The organism is Brachyspira hampsonii (assembly GCF_001746205.1).
Lineage (GTDB): Bacteria > Spirochaetota > Brachyspiria > Brachyspirales > Brachyspiraceae > Brachyspira > Brachyspira hampsonii_B.
The window spans coordinates 44236-67590 of sequence record NZ_MDCO01000009.1 but is presented as its reverse complement, the minus strand read 5'-3'; the positions used below and the strand labels follow the sequence as shown (position 1 = coordinate 67590).

18 protein-coding genes are annotated in these 23355 nt (G+C 27.9%); 8 read left to right on the top strand and 10 right to left on the bottom strand.

Translation table 11 applies throughout. The annotated features are described in order from the left end of the window. Window positions 1–226 precede the first annotated feature (226 nt). Both rnc and rpe read left to right on the top strand, forming a co-directional pair. Entirely contained in the window at window positions 227–964 is a 738-nt protein-coding gene (rnc, locus tag BFL38_RS05520; RefSeq protein WP_069726121.1) for a ribonuclease III, read from the top strand. Between the two features lie 37 nt (window positions 965–1001). Beyond that, a complete protein-coding gene (gene rpe / locus BFL38_RS05515) occupies window positions 1002–1652 on the top strand; it encodes a ribulose-phosphate 3-epimerase (protein ID WP_069726120.1) in 651 nt (216 codons plus the stop codon). A gap of 51 nt (window positions 1653–1703) precedes the next feature. On the opposite strand, the gene BFL38_RS05510 is transcribed toward rpe, so the two are convergent. Continuing rightward, window positions 1704–3443 (bottom strand): hypothetical protein, encoded by a 1740-nt coding sequence (locus BFL38_RS05510; protein WP_069726119.1) that lies wholly within the window; start codon window positions 3441–3443, stop codon window positions 1704–1706. An 85-nt stretch (window positions 3444–3528) separates the two neighbouring features. Here BFL38_RS05510 and BFL38_RS15435 point away from each other — a divergent pair, with 85 nt between their 5' ends. After that, on the top strand, window positions 3529–3654 hold the full coding sequence (locus tag BFL38_RS15435; protein WP_256097205.1) for a hypothetical protein: 126 nt from the start codon (window positions 3529–3531) through the stop codon (window positions 3652–3654). A 556-nt stretch (window positions 3655–4210) separates the two neighbouring features. Continuing rightward, window positions 4211–4837 (top strand): transcriptional repressor LexA, encoded by a 627-nt coding sequence (lexA, locus tag BFL38_RS05505; protein WP_008725763.1) that lies wholly within the window; start codon window positions 4211–4213, stop codon window positions 4835–4837. Window positions 4838–4900: 63 nt separating this feature from the next. Here the strand turns inward: lexA and BFL38_RS05500 are convergent, their stop codons facing one another. Beyond that, window positions 4901–5398 carry a YajQ family cyclic di-GMP-binding protein gene (locus tag BFL38_RS05500; RefSeq protein ID WP_069726118.1) on the bottom strand — a complete coding sequence of 166 codons (498 nt, stop codon included), beginning with the start codon at window positions 5396–5398 and terminating at the stop codon, window positions 4901–4903. Window positions 5399–5484: 86 nt separating this feature from the next. Next, window positions 5485–6981: a glycogen synthase gene (locus tag BFL38_RS05495; RefSeq protein WP_069726117.1), complete on the bottom strand. Its 1497-nt coding sequence runs from the start codon at window positions 6979–6981 to the stop codon at window positions 5485–5487. Window positions 6982–7120: 139 nt separating this feature from the next. Here BFL38_RS05495 and BFL38_RS05490 point away from each other — a divergent pair, with 139 nt between their 5' ends. Then, window positions 7121–8647 carry a UDP-N-acetylmuramoyl-L-alanyl-D-glutamate--2,6-diaminopimelate ligase gene (locus BFL38_RS05490; RefSeq protein ID WP_069726116.1) on the top strand — a complete coding sequence of 509 codons (1527 nt, stop codon included), beginning with the start codon at window positions 7121–7123 and terminating at the stop codon, window positions 8645–8647. Window positions 8648–8705: 58 nt separating this feature from the next. Here BFL38_RS05490 and BFL38_RS05485 read toward each other — a convergent pair whose 3' ends face one another. Genes BFL38_RS05485 through rplI form a run of 3 tightly spaced genes read right to left on the bottom strand, consistent with a single transcriptional unit; the run spans window position 8706 to window position 11475 of the window. Beyond that, the gene (locus BFL38_RS05485) at window positions 8706–9512 is read right to left on the bottom strand and encodes an MlaE family ABC transporter permease (RefSeq protein WP_069726115.1); all 807 of its coding nucleotides are present in this window, start codon (window positions 9510–9512) and stop codon (window positions 8706–8708) included. Between the two features lie 20 nt (window positions 9513–9532). Further along, window positions 9533–10933: a replicative DNA helicase gene (dnaB, locus tag BFL38_RS05480; protein ID WP_069726114.1), complete on the bottom strand. Its 1401-nt coding sequence runs from the start codon at window positions 10931–10933 to the stop codon at window positions 9533–9535. Window positions 10934–10971: 38 nt separating this feature from the next. Next, window positions 10972–11475 carry a 50S ribosomal protein L9 gene (rplI, locus tag BFL38_RS05475; RefSeq protein WP_069726113.1) on the bottom strand — a complete coding sequence of 168 codons (504 nt, stop codon included), beginning with the start codon at window positions 11473–11475 and terminating at the stop codon, window positions 10972–10974. Window positions 11476–11667: 192 nt separating this feature from the next. Between rplI and BFL38_RS05470 the strand changes: the two genes are divergently transcribed. Further along, window positions 11668–12186: a flavodoxin family protein gene (locus tag BFL38_RS05470; protein ID WP_069726112.1), complete on the top strand. Its 519-nt coding sequence runs from the start codon at window positions 11668–11670 to the stop codon at window positions 12184–12186. 68 nt (window positions 12187–12254) lie between these two features. Here BFL38_RS05470 and BFL38_RS05465 read toward each other — a convergent pair whose 3' ends face one another. Both BFL38_RS05465 and BFL38_RS05460 read right to left on the bottom strand, forming a co-directional pair. Further along, a complete protein-coding gene (locus BFL38_RS05465; protein WP_069726111.1) occupies window positions 12255–13067 on the bottom strand; it encodes a TatD family hydrolase in 813 nt (270 codons plus the stop codon). A 30-nt stretch (window positions 13068–13097) separates the two neighbouring features. Further along, on the bottom strand, window positions 13098–13448 hold the full coding sequence (locus BFL38_RS05460; RefSeq protein ID WP_069726110.1) for a histidine triad nucleotide-binding protein: 351 nt from the start codon (window positions 13446–13448) through the stop codon (window positions 13098–13100). 174 nt (window positions 13449–13622) lie between these two features. On the opposite strand from BFL38_RS05460, the gene BFL38_RS05455 reads away from it, so the two are divergent. Both BFL38_RS05455 and BFL38_RS05450 read left to right on the top strand, forming a co-directional pair. Further along, window positions 13623–14429, top strand: coding sequence for a ZIP family metal transporter (locus BFL38_RS05455; protein ID WP_069726109.1), 807 nt, complete (start codon window positions 13623–13625; stop codon window positions 14427–14429). Between the two features lie 71 nt (window positions 14430–14500). Further along, a complete protein-coding gene (locus BFL38_RS05450) occupies window positions 14501–15433 on the top strand; it encodes an alpha/beta hydrolase (RefSeq protein WP_069726108.1) in 933 nt (310 codons plus the stop codon). 51 nt (window positions 15434–15484) lie between these two features. On the opposite strand, the gene BFL38_RS05445 is transcribed toward BFL38_RS05450, so the two are convergent. Together BFL38_RS05445 and BFL38_RS05440 are read right to left on the bottom strand one after the other, a co-directional pair. After that, the gene (locus tag BFL38_RS05445; protein WP_069726107.1) at window positions 15485–16207 is read right to left on the bottom strand and encodes a hypothetical protein; all 723 of its coding nucleotides are present in this window, start codon (window positions 16205–16207) and stop codon (window positions 15485–15487) included. A gap of 115 nt (window positions 16208–16322) precedes the next feature. After that, entirely contained in the window at window positions 16323–23303 is a 6981-nt protein-coding gene (locus BFL38_RS05440) for a TolB-like translocation protein (protein ID WP_176720551.1), read from the bottom strand. Window positions 23304–23355: the final 52 nt, after the last annotated feature.

Genomic DNA, 23355 nt, shown 5'->3' with positions numbered 1-23355 from the left:
AAATATATTGATTTATATATTTTTCCTATTTTTGTGTATAGAACTAGGTATGTCTTATAATGTTTTAATGCATAATTAAAAATATGATAATATATATATGTTTAACTTGAAATAAATTATATACAGAATTTTTATTTATTAAAAAATATTAAAAAATTATATTATTTTCTTGACTGTTATTTTATTCATTGTATTATAAATACAATACTGTTAGGCAGATATGGTTATGAATATAGATAAAATCTTAAATAATTGTCAGATGGCTATAAAATATGAGTTTAAAAACAAAGCTTATCTGTTGGAGGCTATAACTCATAGAACTTATGCTAATGAATCCAAAAAGAAGTTGAAATATAATCAGAGATTGGAGTTTTTAGGAGACTCTGTGCTTTCTCTTGTTATATCAGATTATCTATTTAGAAAATACAACAGCAGTAAAGAGGGATTATTATCTAAGGTAAAATCTTCTTTAGTATCTCAAAAGAGTTTGGCTGATATTTCAAAAGAACTTAAACTTGGAGATTTTCTGCTTTTGGGACATGGCGAAGAAGCTTCAGGCGGTAGGTATAGAGATAATATGCTTGAAGATTTATTTGAGGCCATAGTTGGAGCAATATATTTAGATTCCGGCATTACAAGTGCGTACAAATTTGTTATGCGTTCTTATGAAGAAAGACTTAGTAATTTGGATATTGAAAACTTTGATAAAGATTATAAAACTATATTCCAAGAACTTATACAGAAAAAACATAAAACTAGTCCTATATATAAATCGTATGAGTATTATGATGATAATAATCATGAGATGTTCAAAGCTGAAGTTTTTGTAAATGATAAAAATTTTGCTTTGGGTATAGGTAAAAGTAAGAAAGAAGCAGAAACTAATGCTGCCAAAAAAGCATTGGATAAAATAGAAATGGCAAGTATATCTATTAAAAAAATAAGCAGATTAAAAAAAATATGATTATTAAATTAATTATTTATTAAAAAAGGAAAACTTCATGAATAAAATTAATATAGCACCTTCAATACTTACAGCATCTTTCTCAAATTTAGAAAATACTATAAAAGAACTTGAAGAAGCAGGAAGCGATTATCTTCATTTGGATATAATGGATGGAGCGTTTGTTCCGAAGATTACATTCGGAGCTAAAATAGTTTCGGATATAAAAAATGTAAGTAAAATACCTCTTGATGTTCATCTTATGATAGTAAATCCTGAAAAGCATATTGATGATTTTGCTGAAGCTGGTGCTGATATCATAAGTGTGCATTTTGAAGGAAATATTCATATTCATAGACTTATTTATCAAATCAAAGCACATAATATTAAAGCGGGTATTGTTCTTAATCCGCATACTAGAGCTGATGTTATAGAGCCTATCATTGATGACATAGATTATGTACTTATAATGAGTGTTAACCCTGGATTTGGAGGACAAAAATTTATCGAATCATCATTAAAAAAAATAGAAGAAGCTAAAAAAATGATTGGTAATAGAGACATAATGCTGGCAGTTGACGGCGGAGTTAATTTAAAAACTTGCAATAGGGTAGTTGAGGCAGGGGCAAATTTCCTTGTGGCTGGAAGTGCTGTAATTGACAGTGATAATAAAAAAGATACTATTAATAAATTAAGATGCGGTAATTAAAATTAATATTTTTAATCTGTTTAATTTATTAATAGTATCTGAAACATTATTTTAATATCTAAACTCCACAGTATAATGCGTAATAGCATCATCAGGCATAATATATTCTTTATAATTCTTCATATAAGCCTCTACCATATCAGCTCTAGCATCATAATACATAGCAGTCTGGATATCAATAATAAAACCACCTTGGAAAGAATCATAATAACCTTCTCTGAACTTCTTTGCCCATTCTCTAAAATAATTAAGCAAAGTAGTATATGATTGAATAGGAGGGCTTTTAAGCATAATATCTATTTGATAATAATCTACAAGCTGTATTACTTTATTATTAATATTAAGCAATACTTTCTCACCGCCGCTCTGCCATACCATTAAATTATCTGTATAATCTATTGGAGTAATAAGCTTCCAGCTGTCAGCTTCATTAGGTTTTTCTCTTGCGGCAAAAAATTGATTCTTACCTGCTCCTTTCAAATGAGTTTCTGAAACAGTAAAATATTCTTCACCTCTCTTATATGCTGCATCTATTTCTGCATAAGGAGGTTCAGGATAATAATATCCTTTTCCATCAATTCCCTTATATGAATATGTATTATCTGATTTATAATATATACCATTATCTAGTTTTACCCAATTAGGCTCTTCAGGAGTTTTTATTCTGTTTGGCAAATATTTGTCTAATCCTTTAAAAGTATTATCAAGAATATCAATCTTTTCAGCTTTTTTATAAGCATCTGAATTAGGCTCTAAAGTCCAATGTACTCCATCTGTACTTGACCATATCCTTTTATCATCTCTAAGGATTTCTACTCTTAGACGCCATTTACTAATAGAAGGATCATATTCATAATAACATCTATATCCTCCTGTAAAATATATTTTATCCTTATCAATCGCAATGTCATAACCATAGTTATTTTCGGCTCCGCTTCTTTCACCCCAAGGAGTATTATCTATTTTCTCCCAATTAGCTCCTACAGAAGTATCTTTGCTTTTATGTATTCTGTAATAATAATTTTTGCTTACTGTATATGACGGAGCATTAACAGGTCTTCTACCTGAAGGATTCTGCTCATAAAAAGTTTCTTTTAATCCCATTAAATATATATAATCTTTAAATTGAAAAAAACTAGATACACCCATTCCATATCCTCCCTGAAAACTTTCATTTGGATTATTTGGGTTTGGTGTAGGCATTTTATAGCGTACATTATCAGCAGAACCGTTTGTCTGCCAATTAAATAAATCTGATGATGTATAATATGTGCTGTCATATACTATGGAATTGATAATATTATCACCAAGCACAGAAATATTTGACATAAAGAAACTTCCGCATGTATCAGGTTCATATATAATTTTATCATTTTCTATTACTGATATATTTTTTAGTCTGCTAAAAATAGAATAATCAACATTTTTAGCATATATATTTATATTTGCATTATTATCTATTTCTAAAAGTACATTATTAGCTGTTTTAGTTAATGTTTTGCTTTTAGGGTCATAGTTATACATATAGCCAGCCAATATATACCATTTGCCTTGATATTTAAACTTCTTACTAAAACTTCCGAATACTTCACCGTTTTGTGCAGGCATCGGAGTAACATCTACATGTCCGGGTATTGAGTCTTCAGGTATTCTAAAATCGGTTGGAGGCGGTATATGTGTAGGGCTTAAAATATTAACCTTTTTACAGGAGATTATCATAACTATTACTAAAATCAATAAAAGAAGTAAAAAATAAAATTTCTTATTATTGTTAATAAAATTCTTTTTCATAGTATAATCCTATTATTGTTAGTTATTGTAAACTTGATTAATTTAATATTTACAGATTTGAAAAATTTTTGGCAAATTTTTTTTGATGATTGATAATAAAACGAGTTCATATTATTGGCTTGGCTTGGCTTGGCTTGGCTTGGCTTGGCTTGGCTTGGCTTGGCTTGGCTTGGCTTGGCTTGGCTTGGCTTGGCTTGGCTTGGAACCTTAAGCAGAAATTATTTAATAACAAATCATACATACTTACATTCTATAATATAAATATGATTTTTTCAACTTCTATTCTGCATTTTTTGTATAATTAATATATAAACATTATAATATTTATATATAACTTTACTCATAATATGGCTGCCTAATATAATCTTATTAATTTATTTTTCTAAATCTTTTTGCCATCTTTAACATCAATAATTGATTCTTTTAAATTTTTATTTTAAAGCATATTATAATGCTTAATTATTTCAAGATTATTCACAGATTCAAAGATTTAAAATCCGAATCATTTTAATATTTTATAATATATACTCATCATCTTCTTTAAAAATTAAATATAATACAAATAAATCATTAAGCCTGCTGATTTATTCATTATTTAATTATACTAAAAACATCTCAATTTGTTAAAGTTTATAATTATACTAAAATAATTATAATTTTTTTAATATAATTAGTCATAAAAATATATTTTTTCACATAAAAACTTGACATCATATTTTTGTATAGTATAATAACAAATACGGTATGTTAATATAAAGAGGTATAATATGACTGAATTGACAGATAAACAAAGAGATATTTTTAATTTTCTGCAAAAATTCACCAATGAAAACGGCTATCCTCCTACTGTTAAAGAAATCATGGTTCATTTCAATTTCGCTTCTCCTACTGCAGTAACAACTCATTTGACAGCATTGGAAAAAAAAGGATATGTAAAAAAAACAGGTAAAAGAGCAAGAGGCAGTGTTCCTATAGACACTTCAGAAAAAGGAAATCATAATATGATAAAAATTCCTCTTCTTGCTAATGAGGTTAAAGCAGGTCTTTTAATGGATGTTGCAGATGAAACTATAGAAGAAACTTATTCTCTTCCCAAATCTATAGCACAAGATGAGAATAATTTTCTTATGAAAGTAATCGGTGATTCTATGATAAATGCCCACATAAAAGAAGGCGATATGGTATTAGTTCACCCTTCAAATGAGGCTGATAACGGAGATATTGTTGTTGCTAAAATAGATGATAATGGAAACGAAGAAATAACTATTAAAAGATTTTTCAGAGAAAAAGACTGTATTAAATTAGTATCTGAAAATAATAATTACCCCCCTATAGAGAGAGAAAGTATAACTATAGTAGGTAAAGTAATAGGACTAATAAGATTAAAAATATGATTGATAATAATAAAAAAAGGGGGCTTATCGAAAGCTCCCTTTAATTTTGCATTTTTATAAATATCATCTGTAATTTGTAAACTGCAAAGGTATAGGATAATCCTTTCCTTTAATCATCGTAATAACAGCCTGCAAATCATCTTTTTTAGCTCCTGAAACTCTGATTTGTTCATCTTGTATGCTTGCCTGAACTTTCAATTTCATGTCTTTAATATCTTTAACTATCTGTTTAGCTAAATCTTTATCTATGCCATGAACTATTTCATTAATCTCTCTTATAGAATCTCCTGCAGCTTTTTCTTTTTTCTTTTCTTTTAAGCACTTTTGATTTAAACCTCTTTTAATGAATTTCTGAAATAAAATATCTCTAACCTGATTAAGAACAAAATCTGCAGGTGCTAGTATAGTTATTGTTTTTTCACCTTTGTTCAGCTCAATTTGTATATTCTGTCCTTTGAAATCGAATCTATTATCTATTTCTTTAACAGCAACATTGACACAGTCATCTATAACCTGCATATCAACCTCAGAAACTATATCAAAACTTGGATCTTTTGCCATAATTTGAACTCCTTTAAAATATCATATTTATAACTCTGATACAGAATTATATTAAACTCAAGCAATAATTTTATATAAAAATAATATTACTTTTCGGTATTTAATAATTTTTTATAAAGCTTAGTATATTCCAAAACAGTTTTATGAAGAGAATAATCTTTACCCATAGCATTAAATATGAGCTTATCCCACACATTTTTTTTATTATAATATAAATCGAAAGCTAAGTCCATAGTATCAACAAAACTTTTTACAGAATATTCATTGAAAGTAAAACCGGTAGCTTTATTGATACTTTTATTTCCGCTGTAATTGATAACTGTATCTTTAAGTCCGCCTACCGCATGAACTATAGGAATACTTCCATATTTCATACTATATATTTGATTAAGTCCGCAAGGCTCAAAACGGCTAGGCATTAAATACATATCGCTTCCTGCTGTTAATCTATGAGCTAATGATTCATCAAAGCTAAATAATATTTTTATATTTTTAGCTCTGCCTGCTCTTTTAGTAAATTCATTTTCAAAATCTTTGAAATAATTATTCTTGCTGAAAAGAAAAATAAAATTAGCATCATAAGTAGAAATTTCAAAAAATGAAGAATATATTAAATCAAGTCCCTTCTGGGGATCGAATCTTGATATCATAGTTACAAGAGGATAATTTTTATTTGAAAGCCCAAATTCTTTATATAAAGAATTTCTTATAAGTTTTTTCTTTTCTATAGACTTAATATCATAATTGTTTTTTATAAGTTTATCGGTTGAAGGATTCCAAGATTCATAATGTATTCCATTGAGTACCCCATATAATTTATGAGATATTCCTGAAAGAAGACTATTCATTCCGCACCCGAACTCTTCTTGCTGTATCTCCTTAGCATAAGAAGGACTCACTGTTGTAACTATATCTGAAAGTATAATTCCTGCTTTAATAAAACTTACATTACCATAGAATTCTAATCTGCTATGTACAAAAAATTTCCAAGATACATTAAGAAGCGGATATATATCTGAAGAAAAATTGCCCTGATAAGCTAAATTATGTATAGTAAATATTACTTTTAATTTCTTCAAAGACTCTTCATCATTATAAACTTCTTTTATATAAAGAGCTATCAAAGCAGTCTGCCAATCATGAATATGAACTATATCTAATTTAAAATTCTCCTCCCTATATAAATATATTATTAATTGAATAACAGCTTTTGAAAACAATATAAAACGGCTTGCATTATCTGAATAATCAATTCCATTTTCAGAATATAATCCATCTCTTTTAAAGAAATTATCCTGCTTTATAAAATAAACATTTACATTATCATTTTGAGGATGCTTTATTCTAGCTATTTCTGTTTTTATTATTTCTTTTCCATGCTCTATTTCAAATTCAAATATGATATCTTTTTTGCTTATTAATTTATAATTTTGTTTATATAAAGGTATTACCAAAGATGTATTAATTTTTGAAGAACCTAACTTAATAGAAGATAATTCCAAAGGCAGACTTCCGGCAATATCTCCCAAACCTCCTGTTTTAGAAAAAGGATATGCTTCGCTGGATACCATAAATATATTCATAAATTATTTCCATAAATATTTTTAGTATAGTATAGTTATATATCTTTTATACTTAAAAATCAAGTAATATATAATTTTTTACCATAAATTTATAATATTGTTTTTATTTAAAAGTACAAAATAAAATTAGGAAAATAATATGAAATATTTTGAAGAATTAATTAAAAATTATAAAGTATCAAAAGAAAGTCAGTTAACAAAGGAATGTTTAAATACAGAAATAAAAGCAATAGAATACGATTCAAGATTAATAAAGAAAAATTATTTATTCGTTGCTATAAAAGGTTTGAAAGATGACGGACATAAATATATAGAAAGTGCAATAAATAATAAAGCATCAATTATAATATATGATAATACTGCAGATAAAAATTTTATAAAAAAATTACAGGATAATTATAAAGATGTACACTTTGTTGCTGTAAAAAATCCGAGAGAATGCCTTGCCTATATTTCAGCAAAATTTTTTGATGAGCCTACAAAAAAAATAAATACAATAGGAATAACAGGAACAAATGGAAAAACTACTACAACATATTTATTAAAATCTGTACTTGAAGCAAATAAAAACAAAACAACTTTAATAGGTACTATAAAAAACATGATAGGAAAAACAGAAATAAAAACTAATCTTACAACTCCTGAATCTATCGATTTAGAAAGTATATTTTACAAATCATTAAAAAAAGGAATATCTCATATAGTTATGGAATCATCATCTCAGGCACTTGCTATGAATAGATGCGATTATCTGAATTATGATACTGCCATTTTTACTAATATCACAGAGGATCATCTTGACTATCATGGAGATATGCAAAACTACCTTAAGGCAAAATTAAAATTATTTTCACTTCTAAAAGAAAGCAGCAAAAAGAAAAAGTTAGCGATAGTTAATATAGATACTGATAATTTTAAACAAATATCTAATTATATAAAAAAATTGGGAATAAATATGGTTACCTACGGAATTAATGAAAAAGCTGATTATTACGGAAAAGTTATTTCATTAACTTCTAAAAACACTGAATATGAATTTTATGCAAAAGGTAAATTTATATCAAAAGTAAAATTATCAATGCTTGGAAGATTCAATATTTTAAATTCGCTTTCAATATTGGCTTATGTCTGTGAGAATAAATTAGATATAGAAAAATCAATAAAAGCTATGAGAAAAGTTCAGGTTGCAGGAAGATTTGAAATAGTAACCAAAGAAAAACATCCGTTTATAGTAGCTGTTGATTATTCGCATACTCCTGACAGTTTAGAAAATATTTTAATAGAAGCTAGAAAACTAAATCCTAACAGAGTTATAGCAGTGTTTGGCTGCGGAGGAGACAGAGATAGAAAAAAACGCCCTATAATGGCAGAAATAGCTGAAAAATATGCTAATATAATTATACTTACAACTGATAATCAAAGGACAGAAGATATTGAGCAGATAATGAATGATATTGAAAAAGGATTCAAAAATAAAAATTATAAGAAGATTATTGACCGAAAAGAAGCTATTTTTGAGGCTGTAAGAGAAGCTAAAGCAAATGATATAATTATAATAGCAGGAAAAGGACATGAAACTTATCAAATATTTCCAGATAAAACGATACATTTTGATGACAGAGAAGAGGCAAGAAATGCTTTAAAAGAATATTATCCTAATATTTAAAAAAATATGAGCAGACAATAATCATATTGCCTGCTCATTTATGTATATGAATTATAAATTACATTCCAAACATACCAAGTATTGAAACAAGTATATAGTCAGTTATAAGTATTATCATAAAACTGTAAACAACACTTGTAGTAGTAGCCTTACCTACTCCTTCAGCACCGCCTGAAGTTCTAAACCCATAAAAGCAGGATATAATCATAACTTCAGCACCGAATATAGTAGACTTTATCAAACTCCCTACAAAGTCTCCAACACTTATTACAGAAATAGCCCTGTCAAAATAATGCATAGGATCACTATGTAATACAAATACTGTAACAACAGCACCTCCCAAAACCCCTATAACATCTGCAGAAACAGTAAGCATTGGAAGCGATATAACCGCAGCCCAGAAACGAGGAACGGCAACATATTCTATAGGATTGGTATATAAAGTTTTTAAAGCATCCAACTGCTCGCTAACCTGCATAGTACCAATCTCAGCAGTAACAGAACTTCCAACCCTTCCTGCAAATATCAAAGCAAGAAGCATAGGAGATAACTCCTTAACCATAGCCTTACCTACCATAGAACCTACAAATTGTGATATACCTTTTAATACACTGTCAAGAACTACAGCTATCTGCAATGACATAACCATTCCTGTACAAAGCACAGTAACTGCAGCAACAACAAAAGAATCAACCCCCATTCTTATTATCTGATCTTTTAAAAGCTTAAAAGAAAATGTAGGTCTGAATGTGTATTTAAAAACCTCCATAATAAGAAAGGCAAACTCTCCCAAAGTTGCTAAAAAATATGTTAACTTATTTTTAAGCCCCTTTCGTAATTCTATTTTCATATCAAATAATTCCATAATAAAATTACTCCTTATAATTAAGACTCATTATTATTATAAATATTTTCAAATCTAGTTTGATCTGCTATAAAGTGAAGCGGTATACCGTCATGTATAGCACCATTTCTATGTTTTGCAAGTATTACCTCAACCTGATTAGTTCTTTCATCTATTACTTCATCATCTTTAGTTTCTTTATTAGGTCTTTGTCTATGCAAAAACATAACTATATCAGCATCCTGCTCTATGGAACCTGATTCTCTCAAATCTGAAAGTCTAGGCTTATCCTGTCTTTGTTCAACCGCCCTAGATAATTGTGCCAAAGATATAACGGGTACATTAAGCTCTTTTGCTAATGCTTTGAGTCCTCTTGAAATATCAGCTATTTCCTGCTCTCTTGTACCATTTCTTCTAGTATTCAAACCTGAATGAATTAATTGCAGATAATCAACAACTATTAATTTTAAATCTATTTCCTTACCTGTTGTTTTACTCATCTCAGCAAATTTATACTTCATTTGCCTAGCCTTTCCTCTTATCTCCATAATAGTTAATTGGCTTGAATCATCTATTAATAAATTAGCTTGCGATAAACTGTTAAATGTTTGTCCGAGTTTAGTCCATTCCTGTTTTTCCAAATCTCCGGATCTTATTCTTGATAAACTTATTCTAGCCTTACTTGCTATTAATCTCTCTACAAGCTGCATTCTGCTCATTTCAAGAGAAAAAAAACCAATACCAAAATTTGAAGTTTCAATATTTGTAATTACATGTTCTATTATATTTAAAGCAAAACTTGTTTTACCCACAGAAGGTCTTGCAGCTAATATTATCAAATCTGAAGGCTGAAAACCATGTGTAACCTTATCAAGCGATATAAAACCTGAAGGTACTCCGGTAACACTTCCTTTATGTTTTTTTCTGCTTTCTATAGAAGTTAGAGCTTCATAAAGTAAATCCCTTATATGAATGAAATCATTATCTAATCTTCTTTGAGTAACTTCAAATATTTTTTTCTCAGCAAAATCTGCTATCTCTTTAGTTTCTGCATCTTTTGCTTCATAAGCTGATTTTTGTATATCCTGAGAAACAGTTATCAGATCCCTTAATAATGATTTTTCCGCTATGATTTCAGCATAATATTTAGCATTTTGATGAAAAGGAGTTCCATCTATAATACGAATTAAATATGCCTCATCATTTTGAATAATTTTTTCAAATAATCCATTTTCTTTAAGATATCTCAAAGTAGTTTCTGCATTAATGGCTATTCCTCTATTATGCATTTCTAAAATGCTTTCATAGAGCATACGATTTCTTTCACTGTAAAAATCGGTAGATTTTATTTTGGATATAGCAACAGATACAGCCTGAGAATTTTGAAGCATTGCACCCAATAGAGACTCTTCAGCCTCTATTGAGCAGGGTGTATTATTCATTAGATATTATGCCTATTAATTGGATATTGCTTATTTTATTAAGCTTTTTCAACTGAAACCTCATTTTCTTCTTTAGATTCTTCTGCAACAGTGTTTTCATCTAAATTAATAACTTTGATCTTGATATTAGCATTAACGCTATGATACAATTTGATTTCAACATCAAATTCACCTAATTCTTTTATATGTTTTTCCATATGAACATCGCGTTTATTTATATCAATTTCTTTTTCTTTCAAAGCATCAACTATAGTCTGCTGACTAACTGAACCATATAATTTACCATTTTCAGCAACTTTCATAGGTATAACAACTGTAATATCTACGATTTTACCTTTTAAAATTTCTGCTTCCATTTTTCTTTTAGCTCTTTTCTTTTCTAAACTTTTCTGCATTTGAGCTAAAGTTTTTAGATTAGCAGCATTTTTTATAACTGCTATATTTCTTGGAATAAGGTAATTTCTTGCATAGCCATCTTTCACTTTACATATATCACCTTCATAACCCAATGATATAAAATCTCTTTTTAAGATTACTTCCATTTGCCTTCTCCTTGATTTACTCTATTAAATAATATAATAAATTTCACTTTATAATTTACATATTATAGCATATTTTACATATAATAGCAAGTTTAAAAACCATATATAAAAACAAATACCATTATATAGTATATTGACAAACCATAAAAAAATGTTATAATAATTAGAGTATTCTAACAAAAGGAGTTAAAAATGAAATATTCTATTGTTTATACAAGTAAAAGCGGAAATACTGAAAAATTAGCTTTAGCTATAAAAGAAGCATCTAATGGAGAATGCCTTCAATGCGTAAAACCTGATGCTGCAGACCAGAATAAAATTAATGATTCTGATGTAGTATTCGTTGGTGCAGGAAGTTATAAAGGTACTTGTGATGAAGCTGCTGGAAAGTTTATGCAGACATTAAAAAATAAAAAAGTATTTTTATTTATGACTGTAGGTTACGGAAATAATCAGGAATATTATGATAAAATGCTTAATCCAGCAAAAAATTTCTTAGATTCTTCTAATACCTTAGTAGGTACTTATGCTTGTCAGGGTCAATGGATAGACGGTCAAAAGAAGAACTTAGAAAACATGCTTGAAAAAGCTGCAACTGATGATGAGAAAAAAGTTGTTCAATCTAAATTAGCTAATTATGATAATGCTATGGGACACCCTAATGCTGATGATATAAACAAATTAAAAGAAGCCGTTAAAACTGTAAAATAATACAAACAAAATTATATAAAAAAGCTCTCGATAAAATTTATTATTGAGAGCTTTTTTATATTATTAAATCATATTCTATTTAAATCTACCGGCAATTCCAAAACTCTAACAGCATTTTCTAAAGCTTTTCTCATAATATCTTCGCTTTTATCTCCGCTTACCTCAGATAATACCTCCACTGTATATGGTATAAATGAAGGCTCATTTGCCCTACCCCTCACTTTTTGAGGAGTTAAATAAGGAGCATCAGTTTCTATTGTAAACATATCTTTAGGCACATATTTAAAAGCATCTCTTATAAAATCATTCTTCATATATGTAGATGACCCTGAAAAAGATAATACATATCCCAAATCTAAAGCATTTTTTGCATCTTCTACATTTCCGCTGAAACAATGAAATATTCCTCTTTTAGGTAAATCTGCATCTCTAAGAATTTTGAAAGTATCTCTAAAAGCATTTCTGCTATGTATTAATATAGGCAAATCAACATTTCTTGCTGCTTGACATAAAGCTCTAAAAAATTCTTTCTGTTCATTTTTATTATCTTCATTATGATAATAATCAAGTCCTATTTCTCCTACAGCATATATTGATTTATTTTTTTTCTCCAATGATTTTTTATTCAAATTTTTTATTTTTAATTCAAATGCCGCTAATGTATCTTCATCATTCTCATTTGCATAATCAGGATAATATCCCATACTGAAAAATACCCCCTCAGCATCAGATAATATAAACATACGCTCGTCTATATCATCAGGGTGAACCCCTATGTCTACAAAATAAAATATACCCGCCTTATTAGCTCTATCTAAAACCTCTTCTAACTCTTTACTCTTTTTAGATATATAAGTAAGATGGCAATGACTGTCTATCATTATGTTAACTCCAATTTAATATATTTTTTATTATTCTTCTAAATTATCTCCGGAAAGTATATGGAAATGAACATGAAATACTGTCTGACCTGCTCCGGCACCGCAATTATTCATTATTCTAAAAGATTCCAAACCTTGTTCTTTCGCAACATCTTTTATTGTTTCAAGAACTTTATTCATTATAAATTCATCTGTTTCCAAGATGTTTTTAACATGAGGCTTTGGAACTACAAGTAAATGAACATTTGCCTTAGGATTCAAATCTTTAAATACAACACAATATTCATTTTCTTTTATGAATTGTGAAGGAATTTCTCCTTTTATTATTTTGCAAAATATACAATCTTTATCAAAATATTTATCTTCGCTGTAATTATTCATACAAATTCTCCTAATAATTAAAACCTATTATAATATAATAAATCAAAATGAAAAATTAATCTATATATAATAAAAAAATAAATCATATTATTAGTAATAATTATTAATAAGCATTGAAATTAATTTATATAATATATATAATCATTCTATAAAAATAAAAACAAAGGCATAAAAATGATAGAAAATTATTCACCTGTATCATTGGCATTATTCGGAGGCGGTATAACTTTTGCATTTACAGCATTGGGTTCAGCACTTGTATTTTTCTTTATGACAGAAATAAAACCAAAACTATTAGCATCTATGTATGGATTTGCTGCTGGAGTTATGACAGCCGCTAGTTTCTGGTCATTGCTTGCACCTTCAATAGAATTATCAGAGAATACTAATTTACCTAATTGGTTAATACCAACAGCAGGATTTTTATTAGGTGGATTTTTTATATGGATATTAGATAAAGTAATGCCTCATATGCATATAGTAAATGGCAATGAAGCAACAGAAGGAACTAAAGTACAATTATCAAAAAGCATATTATTATTTTTAGCTATAACTTTGCACAATATACCTGAAGGTTTGGCTGTAGGCGTAACATTCGGAGCTTTTTCTGTGGGAGATAGCGGAGTAACATTTAATGCTGCATTAGCTTTAGCATTTGGTATAGGTTTACAGAATTTCCCTGAAGGTGCTGCAGTTTCTCTTCCGCTTAAAACAACAGGTGTACCTAAATTAAAATCTTTTTTACTTGGGGCAATATCCGGAATAGTAGAGCCTATTGCGGCAGTTATAGGTGCATTAGCAGTTACAAAACTTACAATTATACTTCCAATAGCTTTAGCTTTTTCTGCCGGTGCTATGATGTATGTTGTTATAGAAGAACTTGTACCTGAAGCTGTTGCTGAAGAACATAATCATTTCGGAGTATTTGGGTTTATATTCGGATTTGCTATAATGATGGTTCTTGATGTAGCTTTAGGATGATAAATTTGATATTGCAAAGTTAGTAAAAAAATATAATATATATTGTATTAATTTGTAGTTAAGGATAATCAATGCAGTATATATTATATATTATACTTTCTATAATAATATTATTATTATTAATACTAATAATAATTTCTAATCATTTTGTAAATAAACTTCTAATAAAAACAAATAAAAAACTATTTGAAAGAAAAGAAAGCAGTAAAGAAGAAAGCGAAGAAAAAAAACGAATAAAAGAAGAAAGAAGAATATGGTTTGAAAGCTCTCAAAAAGATGTATACACTGTATCTGATGATAATTTAAAATTGCATGCTCATTTTATAAATAATAATAGTAATGTATATGTTATAATAGTTCACCCTTATGAAGGGAGAGGATCTTATATGAAATATTTTATAGAAAAATTTTATAATATGGGATTTAATATTCTTGCAATAGATTTAAGAACTCATGGAGAAAGCGAAGGGAAAATATATTCTCTTGGATATTTAGAGAGATTAGATGTATTAGCTTGGATAAAATATATAAATGATAATTATAATAATGCTCAAATAATTCTTTGCGGAATTTCTATGGGAGCAAATTCTGTTATGATGTGCTGTAATGAAGATGGAGCACATAATGTAAAAGCAATAATAGAAGATGCAGGATTTACAAATGCTTATGAGCAATTAAAAAGAAGACTAGATATGGCTTATAAATTTTCTTTTCTTCCAATAGTAGAAGCAACATCATTAATGGCAAAAATAAGATTAGGTTTCTCATTTAAAGATATTGATATAAAAAAAAGAGTGGCAGTATCAAAAATACCAATTCTTTTTATACATGGCGATAAAGATGAGCTTGTAGATTATAACATGGTTAATAAACTTTATGATGCTTGTTCATCTCAAAAAGAAAAACTCATTATAAAAGACGGAAATCATATATCTGCTGTTTTCAGTAATGAAGATTTATATTGGAATACAATAAAAAATTTCATTAATAAATATATTAGTTAAATAAAAAAAGCAGGATAATAAATACCCTGCTTAAAAACCATTGAGAATATATTAATTGTCTACAAAATAGAAACTGAATTGTCCGCCGACATCAAAAGCACCATAATCATTTTTATTAAATCTTGAATCATTAACTCTTCCAGGTCCGAAATCATATCCTGCATAAAGTCCTATTCCTAAAGCTGTTTCATCACTAAAGAAAAATAAATAATCTAATGTCAATTTAAGATAAGGGATTACAGACATTTGATATTTATTTTTAATATCATTTAAAGTATAATAACTATTAGAAGTTTCAAATTGATTATATGTTGTATTATAATTTTTTGTAGATTCTCCTCCGGCTAACGGAATTTTAACTCCAGCACCTATTCCTATAAAAAAGTTATATATATTAAACTTAGGAAGTATTCCTATATTAAGTGTATCAAAATAATAAGTTGTTTTAACATTCTGATACTGAGTTCCTGCTGCTTTGCTTTCATTAAAAGCAAAAACATCTCTATGATAAGCTAAGTCTAATGCTATAGAAAATCCCATATAATTATCAAAACCATTATATATACCCGGAGTTATTCCTATACCCCATTCAAAAGCAGCATCGGGAGTCAATTTACCATCACTGCTATTAACTCCTAATTTATGCTCCTGATAACTTTGTGATATGGATGCACCTAATGGTATGTATAATCCTATACCAGCATGAAAATCTGCAAAAACAGTGCTGAATTGCATTATAAAAATACTAATAATTATAATAAGTATCTTTTTCATAAAAAACCCCTCTATTAATTATTTATAATTATATTATAACATATTGTAAACACAATGTCAAGAAAGAGTAAATATTTTTTACTAAAAAAGATAAATTTTATAAATAAAGTAAAATTTATTTATCAACATAATCTCTAGGTATACCCGGAAGTATATAATCAAATAAAGCATAATTAGCCATATATAAAGTATCTCTGTCATTTTGATTTATAGTATCAACAGGAACTCTATATGTCTTTATATATCTGTATGAATCAATTATACCTTTGTCGAAATTATTATATAAATACTTCATAACAGTATAATAATCACCTGAAGAATTAGTAGTATATGTAAATAAAAGTTTTGTATCATTTCTAGATCTTAAATACATATTTATATCATTATTTCTAGCTGGGGATAAGAATATATCAGTATCATCATAAGGCTTATTTCTGTTTGTATCTATTCCTATGTAATGCATTAAAGGTATTTTTCCTTTAGCATCATTAAATGATTGTACCGCTAAACTTTCTAATGAAGTATAAAAGTTTGTTTCAGTATTAAGTTTGATAGAAGGCTTACCAACATCTACAATAGATAAAGGAGAATATTGGAACTCTCTTATTTTTATAACATCATTATTCTGGAATGCTTCCAAATATGCAAAAGGAACAGTAAATAAACTGCCGGCAGAACCCGTTATATATATTTTTTTCACCCTTTCAGCATCTTTAATTATATCAGATGAAAGCATAGCTCTTTGAATAGATCTTAATGAATTTCTTCTTTCTCTTGGTTTGGATACATTTGTAAAGCTATTTAAATATGTATTAAGTTTATCTCTATCTATTAAAACAGATTTTTTTACCTCACTGTCTCCAACAACATAACTATAAGCTGCATATTTATTATCCTCATAAGCATAGAATATAAACATAGTATTAGTATTTTCATTTGAGAATATTTCATAAGCATCTTTTATATTATTATCAAAATTACTTTCAGGAACTCTTATTTTATTTAATAATCCGTATATATAAGCAGAATTAGTTTTATATAATGAATAGAATCTGTCTGCAAATTCTGATACTGTATCAGTTTCAAATATATATTGATTTCCATAAATATAATTCATAGTAGTAAATATATCATTTTCATTAGTTGCATCAGCATTCATTATAGTATTTGCAACGGTCAATACTTCATTTGTATTTTGCATTCTATTTAGAAAGTTAGTTACTGTATCAATAGGAGTCTTAGCGTATATTAAATCATAAAGAACGGCAACTTCTAAAATTTTATCTTTATTATCTCCATCAACTCTATTTGCAATATAATTCAAATATTTTACAGATTGTTCAGGATCATTTTTAGCCTTCAAAAATCTTGATAATGTTCTAGGAGTAAAATATTCATCTATTAAATCATAATTATTATTAGTGTATAAATAAACAAAATGCAATGCTCTATTAGCTCCTTTAACAGCACCATCTTCTCCCATTCTTCTATAAATAGGAAGCATTGCTTTTATAAATCTGTAAGCATTAGAATCGCTTATATTCGTATATGAACTTGCAAAGAATTTATATCCTTCTTCAGAGAATAAATAAGCCGTATTAGTATCCATAACTTTATATCTGTCTTCAACAATTCTAGCATAATTAAACATCTTTTCATTATCACTCTGAGAATAAGCAATAACATTTGACATCATACTAATACTTGGAGAAGCACTTGAAGAATAAGAATTATAAAGTCTTGTCTTAAATTCATAAGCAGCATTTGACAATGAAGATACACTGTAATCAGGCTTTCCGTATACAGTAAACATATTATTGTCATAGCCTTTCATACTAACTTCCAAAGAATTAGATGATAATTTTCTGAAATAATTAGTATAAAACATTATTCTGGAATCTCTTCCATTTTTTCCTACTACTAAAGCTATATTATTTATATCTCTTAGAACCCTTCTATTGTTTGTAAAAGTTTCTTCATCAGAATAAACTATATATAGATTCTTTTTCATTATGTTGGATATATCAGAAGTACTAGCCCCTGTTATATCTGTAACTAATGGAACATAAGAATTAGTTGCTATATCTTTTAACTCCATAAATCTGAAATTGCCTCTTCTTCTCCTATTTGTAGAAACTGAAGAATTTGAAGATATATTATTTGAATATGTATTATTAGTTTCTTCAGAATTATAAGAAACATTCATATATAAGTTATTAGTATTATTTAATTTGCTGTCATTTTGCAAATTATTATAACTATAAACATTATTAGCAGCATTAGTATTGCTTGCCATAGTCATACTGCTGTTTATTTCTTTCTCAGCATTTCTAGTAGTTCTAAAGAATGCTATTAATTTACTATCTATATAAGCAGTTTTAGCAGGAAGCATATATTCTGTTGAATCATATAATTCTCTTACAAAAATATTTTTATTGCTTATAACAATAGGTCTGAATCCTATATGCGTAACATAGTTTTTAGTTTTAGGCATATCATTGGTCTGCATATAGAATGCAGTTCTTCCATTTTCCCTAACAAATCTATATCCCAAATAAGTATCCCAAATAAGAGTCTCATCTTTACGCATAGATTTATCAATATCTTCAGGCTTAACATCGCATATTACTATAGGCTCTATAGGAGTATTAGAAAATTTTTCTATTGCTTCTTTTTCATATCCTGAAATTTCTTTAAGCATTTCAGCTTCCATCTTACTATCATAAGGAGTATCTACAGAATTTAAATACATTTGATATGAATACAAAGTCTTTTCATAAAGTTTATAATATTCTCTTAGATAATAATTATTCTCACCCAAAGTATAAAGTCTTTTATCTAAGAATTTTCTTCTCATATCAATAGCATCAAACATAGCAAGTATATTGATACTAGCATCAGGATAACTGTCTTTTAAAAACTCTATAACTTTATATTTGGCTTGTCTTAATATAAAATTATTATCTTCTACAAATGTTATCATAAACACACTTTCTCTTAATCTCTTTAATATTCTAAATACATACTGCACAGGATAATCCAAACTATCAGGATATCTGTTTCTGTATTTAGAACTGAAATCAATCAAAGTAGTAAGTATTGCTATTTCTTCAACAGCAAATGCAGAAGTCTGAGCCTTTGAGAATGCAGACATATATTCTCTTGCTGCTTCTTCTATATAACCTGCTAATTCATAAGCCTTAGCTAAATTATATCTTATAATAATTTCAGTTTTTAAATCCACCGGAAAATTAGAGTTAGATGATAAAATATATTTATATCTATCTATAGCATCTTTAAGCATAGATAATCTTTGTACATTTACATCATGGTTTCTCATATCTGTAGGATCATCTGATTGTTTTTTTCTATAATTAACACTATTGTCCGCTGTAAGTTTAAATGCCATTATATAATTGAAAGCCGCTATATGAGAATACAATAATAATCTGTCTTTTGTACTAACAACATTATTTGTAGATAATATCTGAAGTGTTTTAGTGGTATTAAATAACTCTATAAAAAACTCTCTTTTAATAGAAGTTAAATCATTTTCTGATAAATATCTTAAATATAAAGATGATAAACTCAAATAGTTTTTAGCATCATTTTCAGCATTTTCATATTTAAGACTAGGATTATCAGCCAAAGTTTTTTCATCTAAAGTTTTCTGATATTCTTCTATAGATGTTTTAAAAGACATTATAGAATTGGATTGATCTCCCTGTCTGTAATAAAGATACCCTTCATTATTGTAATATGTAGCAAGCATCAAAGGCTGAATAGATTTTTTAGGTTTATCCTGAATAATATAATTGCGGTATGAAGATAAAGCCTCTCTAGCCTCAGAATATCTTCCCATCTTCTCATATAATTCCTGATATATAGAATAAAGCATTTGCTGTTTATCTACATTCAAAGGCTCTCCCGGTATATATCCTCCAAATGAAGCAAGTCCCAAATTTACAACATTAATATTAGCACCATATAAAGTTATACTAACATAATTAGGAGTATAAACAGATGAATCCAAACTATCTATTTTAGCTTTTACACTATCGCAATATAGTAAGGCATTATTATAATCTTCTAATTTTAAATAGCATGCCGCAAGTAAAAGCTGATTAAGTTCATTTTTATTAACATCATCTTTTGTAAGTTCATCTCTTTCTAATAATGACTCTATAGCCTTATTATAATCCTCTTGTTCTATAGCAGCAACTGAAGTATATCCTACTATTTTATATACACTTTCTTTATCACCTAATTTTTCAAATAAAGCACGAGCCTTATCATATTCTCTGTAAGCTCCTTTTACATCATTATTCATCCATAAAGAATAACCATAAAAGAAATGATACCAAGCCTTACTCTTATCAGTTCCTATTTGATTGAGTAAACTTTCTGCTTCTTTATATTCATTAACTGCATCAGAATACCTTCCATTTATCAAATAAGAATTAGCAAGCATTATAGATATGGCACTAGGTTTAGTTCTTACTTTACTTTTAGCCATTATTAATGAATCTATAATTTCAGAATCCAAATTCTGAGTCTGGAATGCAAGCATATTATAACCCATATATGTACCATTAGTAACTGTATTATCTTTATAAGCTGGTACTAACTCTATTACGCTTTTATATATTTTTTCATCTTGAAGCACCTGCATTCTTAAAGCCTGAGCGAATGTGAGCATCTCAGATTTTTTTACATAATAATTTTCTTCATCAGGATATAAGAATATTGCAAAATTAATATATGACACAGCCTTTTCAATTATGGTATCAAAAGCCATATTCAAATACAAATAAAATCCGTCTTCTCTTTTTTTCTCGCTTACAACATAGCGCTCAGGACTATACTGTTTGGATACAGCCATACCATAATATCTATTAGCCAAATAGTAATAAGCATTTGCAAGCTCAGCATGTGCCTCATGAGAAGAATATCTAGTTGATAAAATATTTCTCTCTCTCTCAAGTATAGTTTCTTCGAGTGATTCTATCGTACTGTAGGCTCTAAGTCCGCTCTCTATGACCCTTGAAGAAGCCGAGTTATCATTAGGATTATATTTTAAAGTCTCATTATAATTTTCATAAGCAGCAGCATACTTACCTTCATTATATGCTTTATCTGCTAAAGATTTGTAATAATCAGCTAATGTAGTTTTACAATACTGAGCCTCATAAGTGGAATCAAAATTCTTTCCTCCTGAATTTAATGCTTCTTTAAACAAAGCATAAGATTCATCATCTTTCTGAGCCATAAGAACCTTAGCATTTGCATAATATCCCAATGCAAGCATTATATCATTTTTAGACTCAATATAAGGCTTAAACAAATTAGTAGCATCATCATAATTTCTTGAAACTATAAGTCCGTCTAAATATATGAGCCTTGTGGCAACAGCTAAAGGAGCATAAGGATGAGCATTTTCTATTATAACATTATAAGAAATCTTTGAATCTCTTATGAAATCTTTAGCAATCTCTAATCTGTCTGAAAATAATAAATCTTTTCTTTTATAAGGAATATTATAAATATCTTCATCTTCTGGGTATTGATATCCGTTATCTTCAACTGAATGAGCATATAATTTAGCTGCAAGCAAATATAAATCTTTATCAATATTCAAATTAAGAATTTCACTAAGAATTGTAAATGTATTTTCATTATTTTTATCAGTTTTATATTTTTCATTGGCTGATATATAGCCTGACCAAGCTACTAAATTTGTTATTTCCAAATCGGTATTAGTAATAAAATATTCATTTGTATAAGATTCTATATCAAACCAATTATTATTAGTATCAAAACTCTCATCTATCTTCGATGTTAAAAATCCGGGAAATGTATCTGAATATTCAGAGGTTAATACCTTTTTGGTATTATTATATTCTTTAGTATTATTATTAGTGTATGATGATATCATTATATTAAAATATGCTTTAGCAACATTATTCTTATCTTCAGAAAAAGGAAAATATTCTGCAAATCTTTCTACAGCATCAACTTTCCTATTGTATGGAAGTTCAACAAAACTATTATACATAGCATCAGAATTATCATCTTTTATAAAATACTCTTTTGTAGACCCCATTGTTACTATACTAGTACCATCTTCACTAACAACATAGGCTCCAACCAAAGCAGAAGGATAGGCTACATTAAAAGTAGTTAATTGTGTATCTTCTGATAAAACATAATATTGATGTGTTGTCAAGGAATAAGACATCAAGCGTCTTTTATCATAATAGGTTAAATTTCCATCTCTGTCAGAATCTTTTTCTATTTCAAAAAATATAATAGTATCATCATTATAAAATGTAGGATTAAATTTAAATGTCTCTGTATCGGTAAGTATAGTTAAATTAGTCTGATTATTAGTATTGGGAATTAAATCTAATATAGCTAATTGGGAATATCTATCTCCGGCTTTAGAAGTTATAAAAGCTATTTTTGTATCATCAAAAGAAAATACAGGAGAACTAGCTTCAATATCAGATAATTTTTTCACATCTTTACCATTAGGCTTTACAGTAAAGAGTTTTTTTACTCCTCCGTCCCTATCTGAAATAAATGCTATGGAATTACCTTTATGAGAAATCACAGGATCAGTATCATAACCTTTATAATCTGTAAGTCTTATGATACTCTGCTCCAAATTTTCTAAATTATTTTTAGAAACTCTTATTCCAAAATTATAAAGTTTATATAAATATATATCACCGAAAGCATCATCTCTAGTTGAAGAGAATACTATATATCTTGATTTATCATCAGCGGAAACAGATGTATCTATTCCGGGGCTTCTAGTTAATCTATAAGTTTCAAGAGTATATGAATTTACAGCGAAAATATCAGTATTTCCGGCATTTTCTCTTGAATAATAAATCCAAGTACCTTCTTTATCAATTACAGCATCTAATGCCGGATTTACCTCTCCAGATGTTAAAGAATATCTTTTATATTCTTTTAAAAAAGGTCTGCTGTCAAATGCCGAATCAGTATTTTTCTGACTCGATGCACAAGCAAGTAAAATAAAAGAAAATAGAACTAATATTTTAAATTTCACATAACATTTTAATCTCATACTCTGCCAATATAATAATTTATTATAAAACTAATAACATATTAAATTATTA

Bases quoted from the DNA above. Each gene is read 5' to 3' on its own strand.
- BFL38_RS05465 (WP_069726111.1), bottom strand. From the start codon at position 13,067: ATGATAGACAGTCATTGCCATCTTACTTATATATCTAAAAAGAGTAAA.
- BFL38_RS05510 (WP_069726119.1), bottom strand. From the start codon at position 3,443: ATGAAAAAGAATTTTATTAACAATAATAAGAAATTTTATTTTTTACTT.
- BFL38_RS05445 (WP_069726107.1), bottom strand. From the start codon at position 16,207: ATGAAAAAGATACTTATTATAATTATTAGTATTTTTATAATGCAATTC.
- BFL38_RS15435 (WP_256097205.1), top strand. From the start codon at position 3,529: ATGATTGATAATAAAACGAGTTCATATTATTGGCTTGGCTTGGCTTGG.
- BFL38_RS05470 (WP_069726112.1), top strand. From the start codon at position 11,668: ATGAAATATTCTATTGTTTATACAAGTAAAAGCGGAAATACTGAAAAA.
- dnaB (WP_069726114.1), bottom strand. From the start codon at position 10,933: ATGAATAATACACCCTGCTCAATAGAGGCTGAAGAGTCTCTATTGGGT.
- rpe (WP_069726120.1), top strand. From the start codon at position 1,002: ATGAATAAAATTAATATAGCACCTTCAATACTTACAGCATCTTTCTCA.
- BFL38_RS05490 (WP_069726116.1), top strand. From the start codon at position 7,121: ATGAAATATTTTGAAGAATTAATTAAAAATTATAAAGTATCAAAAGAA.
- rplI (WP_069726113.1), bottom strand. From the start codon at position 11,475: ATGGAAGTAATCTTAAAAAGAGATTTTATATCATTGGGTTATGAAGGT.
- lexA (WP_008725763.1), top strand. From the start codon at position 4,211: ATGACTGAATTGACAGATAAACAAAGAGATATTTTTAATTTTCTGCAA.
- BFL38_RS05500 (WP_069726118.1), bottom strand. From the start codon at position 5,398: ATGGCAAAAGATCCAAGTTTTGATATAGTTTCTGAGGTTGATATGCAG.
- BFL38_RS05460 (WP_069726110.1), bottom strand. From the start codon at position 13,448: ATGAATAATTACAGCGAAGATAAATATTTTGATAAAGATTGTATATTT.
- rnc (WP_069726121.1), top strand. From the start codon at position 227: ATGAATATAGATAAAATCTTAAATAATTGTCAGATGGCTATAAAATAT.
- BFL38_RS05440 (WP_176720551.1), bottom strand. From the start codon at position 23,303: ATGAGATTAAAATGTTATGTGAAATTTAAAATATTAGTTCTATTTTCT.
- BFL38_RS05485 (WP_069726115.1), bottom strand. From the start codon at position 9,512: ATGGAATTATTTGATATGAAAATAGAATTACGAAAGGGGCTTAAAAAT.
- BFL38_RS05495 (WP_069726117.1), bottom strand. From the start codon at position 6,981: ATGAATATATTTATGGTATCCAGCGAAGCATATCCTTTTTCTAAAACA.
- BFL38_RS05455 (WP_069726109.1), top strand. From the start codon at position 13,623: ATGATAGAAAATTATTCACCTGTATCATTGGCATTATTCGGAGGCGGT.
- BFL38_RS05450 (WP_069726108.1), top strand. From the start codon at position 14,501: ATGCAGTATATATTATATATTATACTTTCTATAATAATATTATTATTA.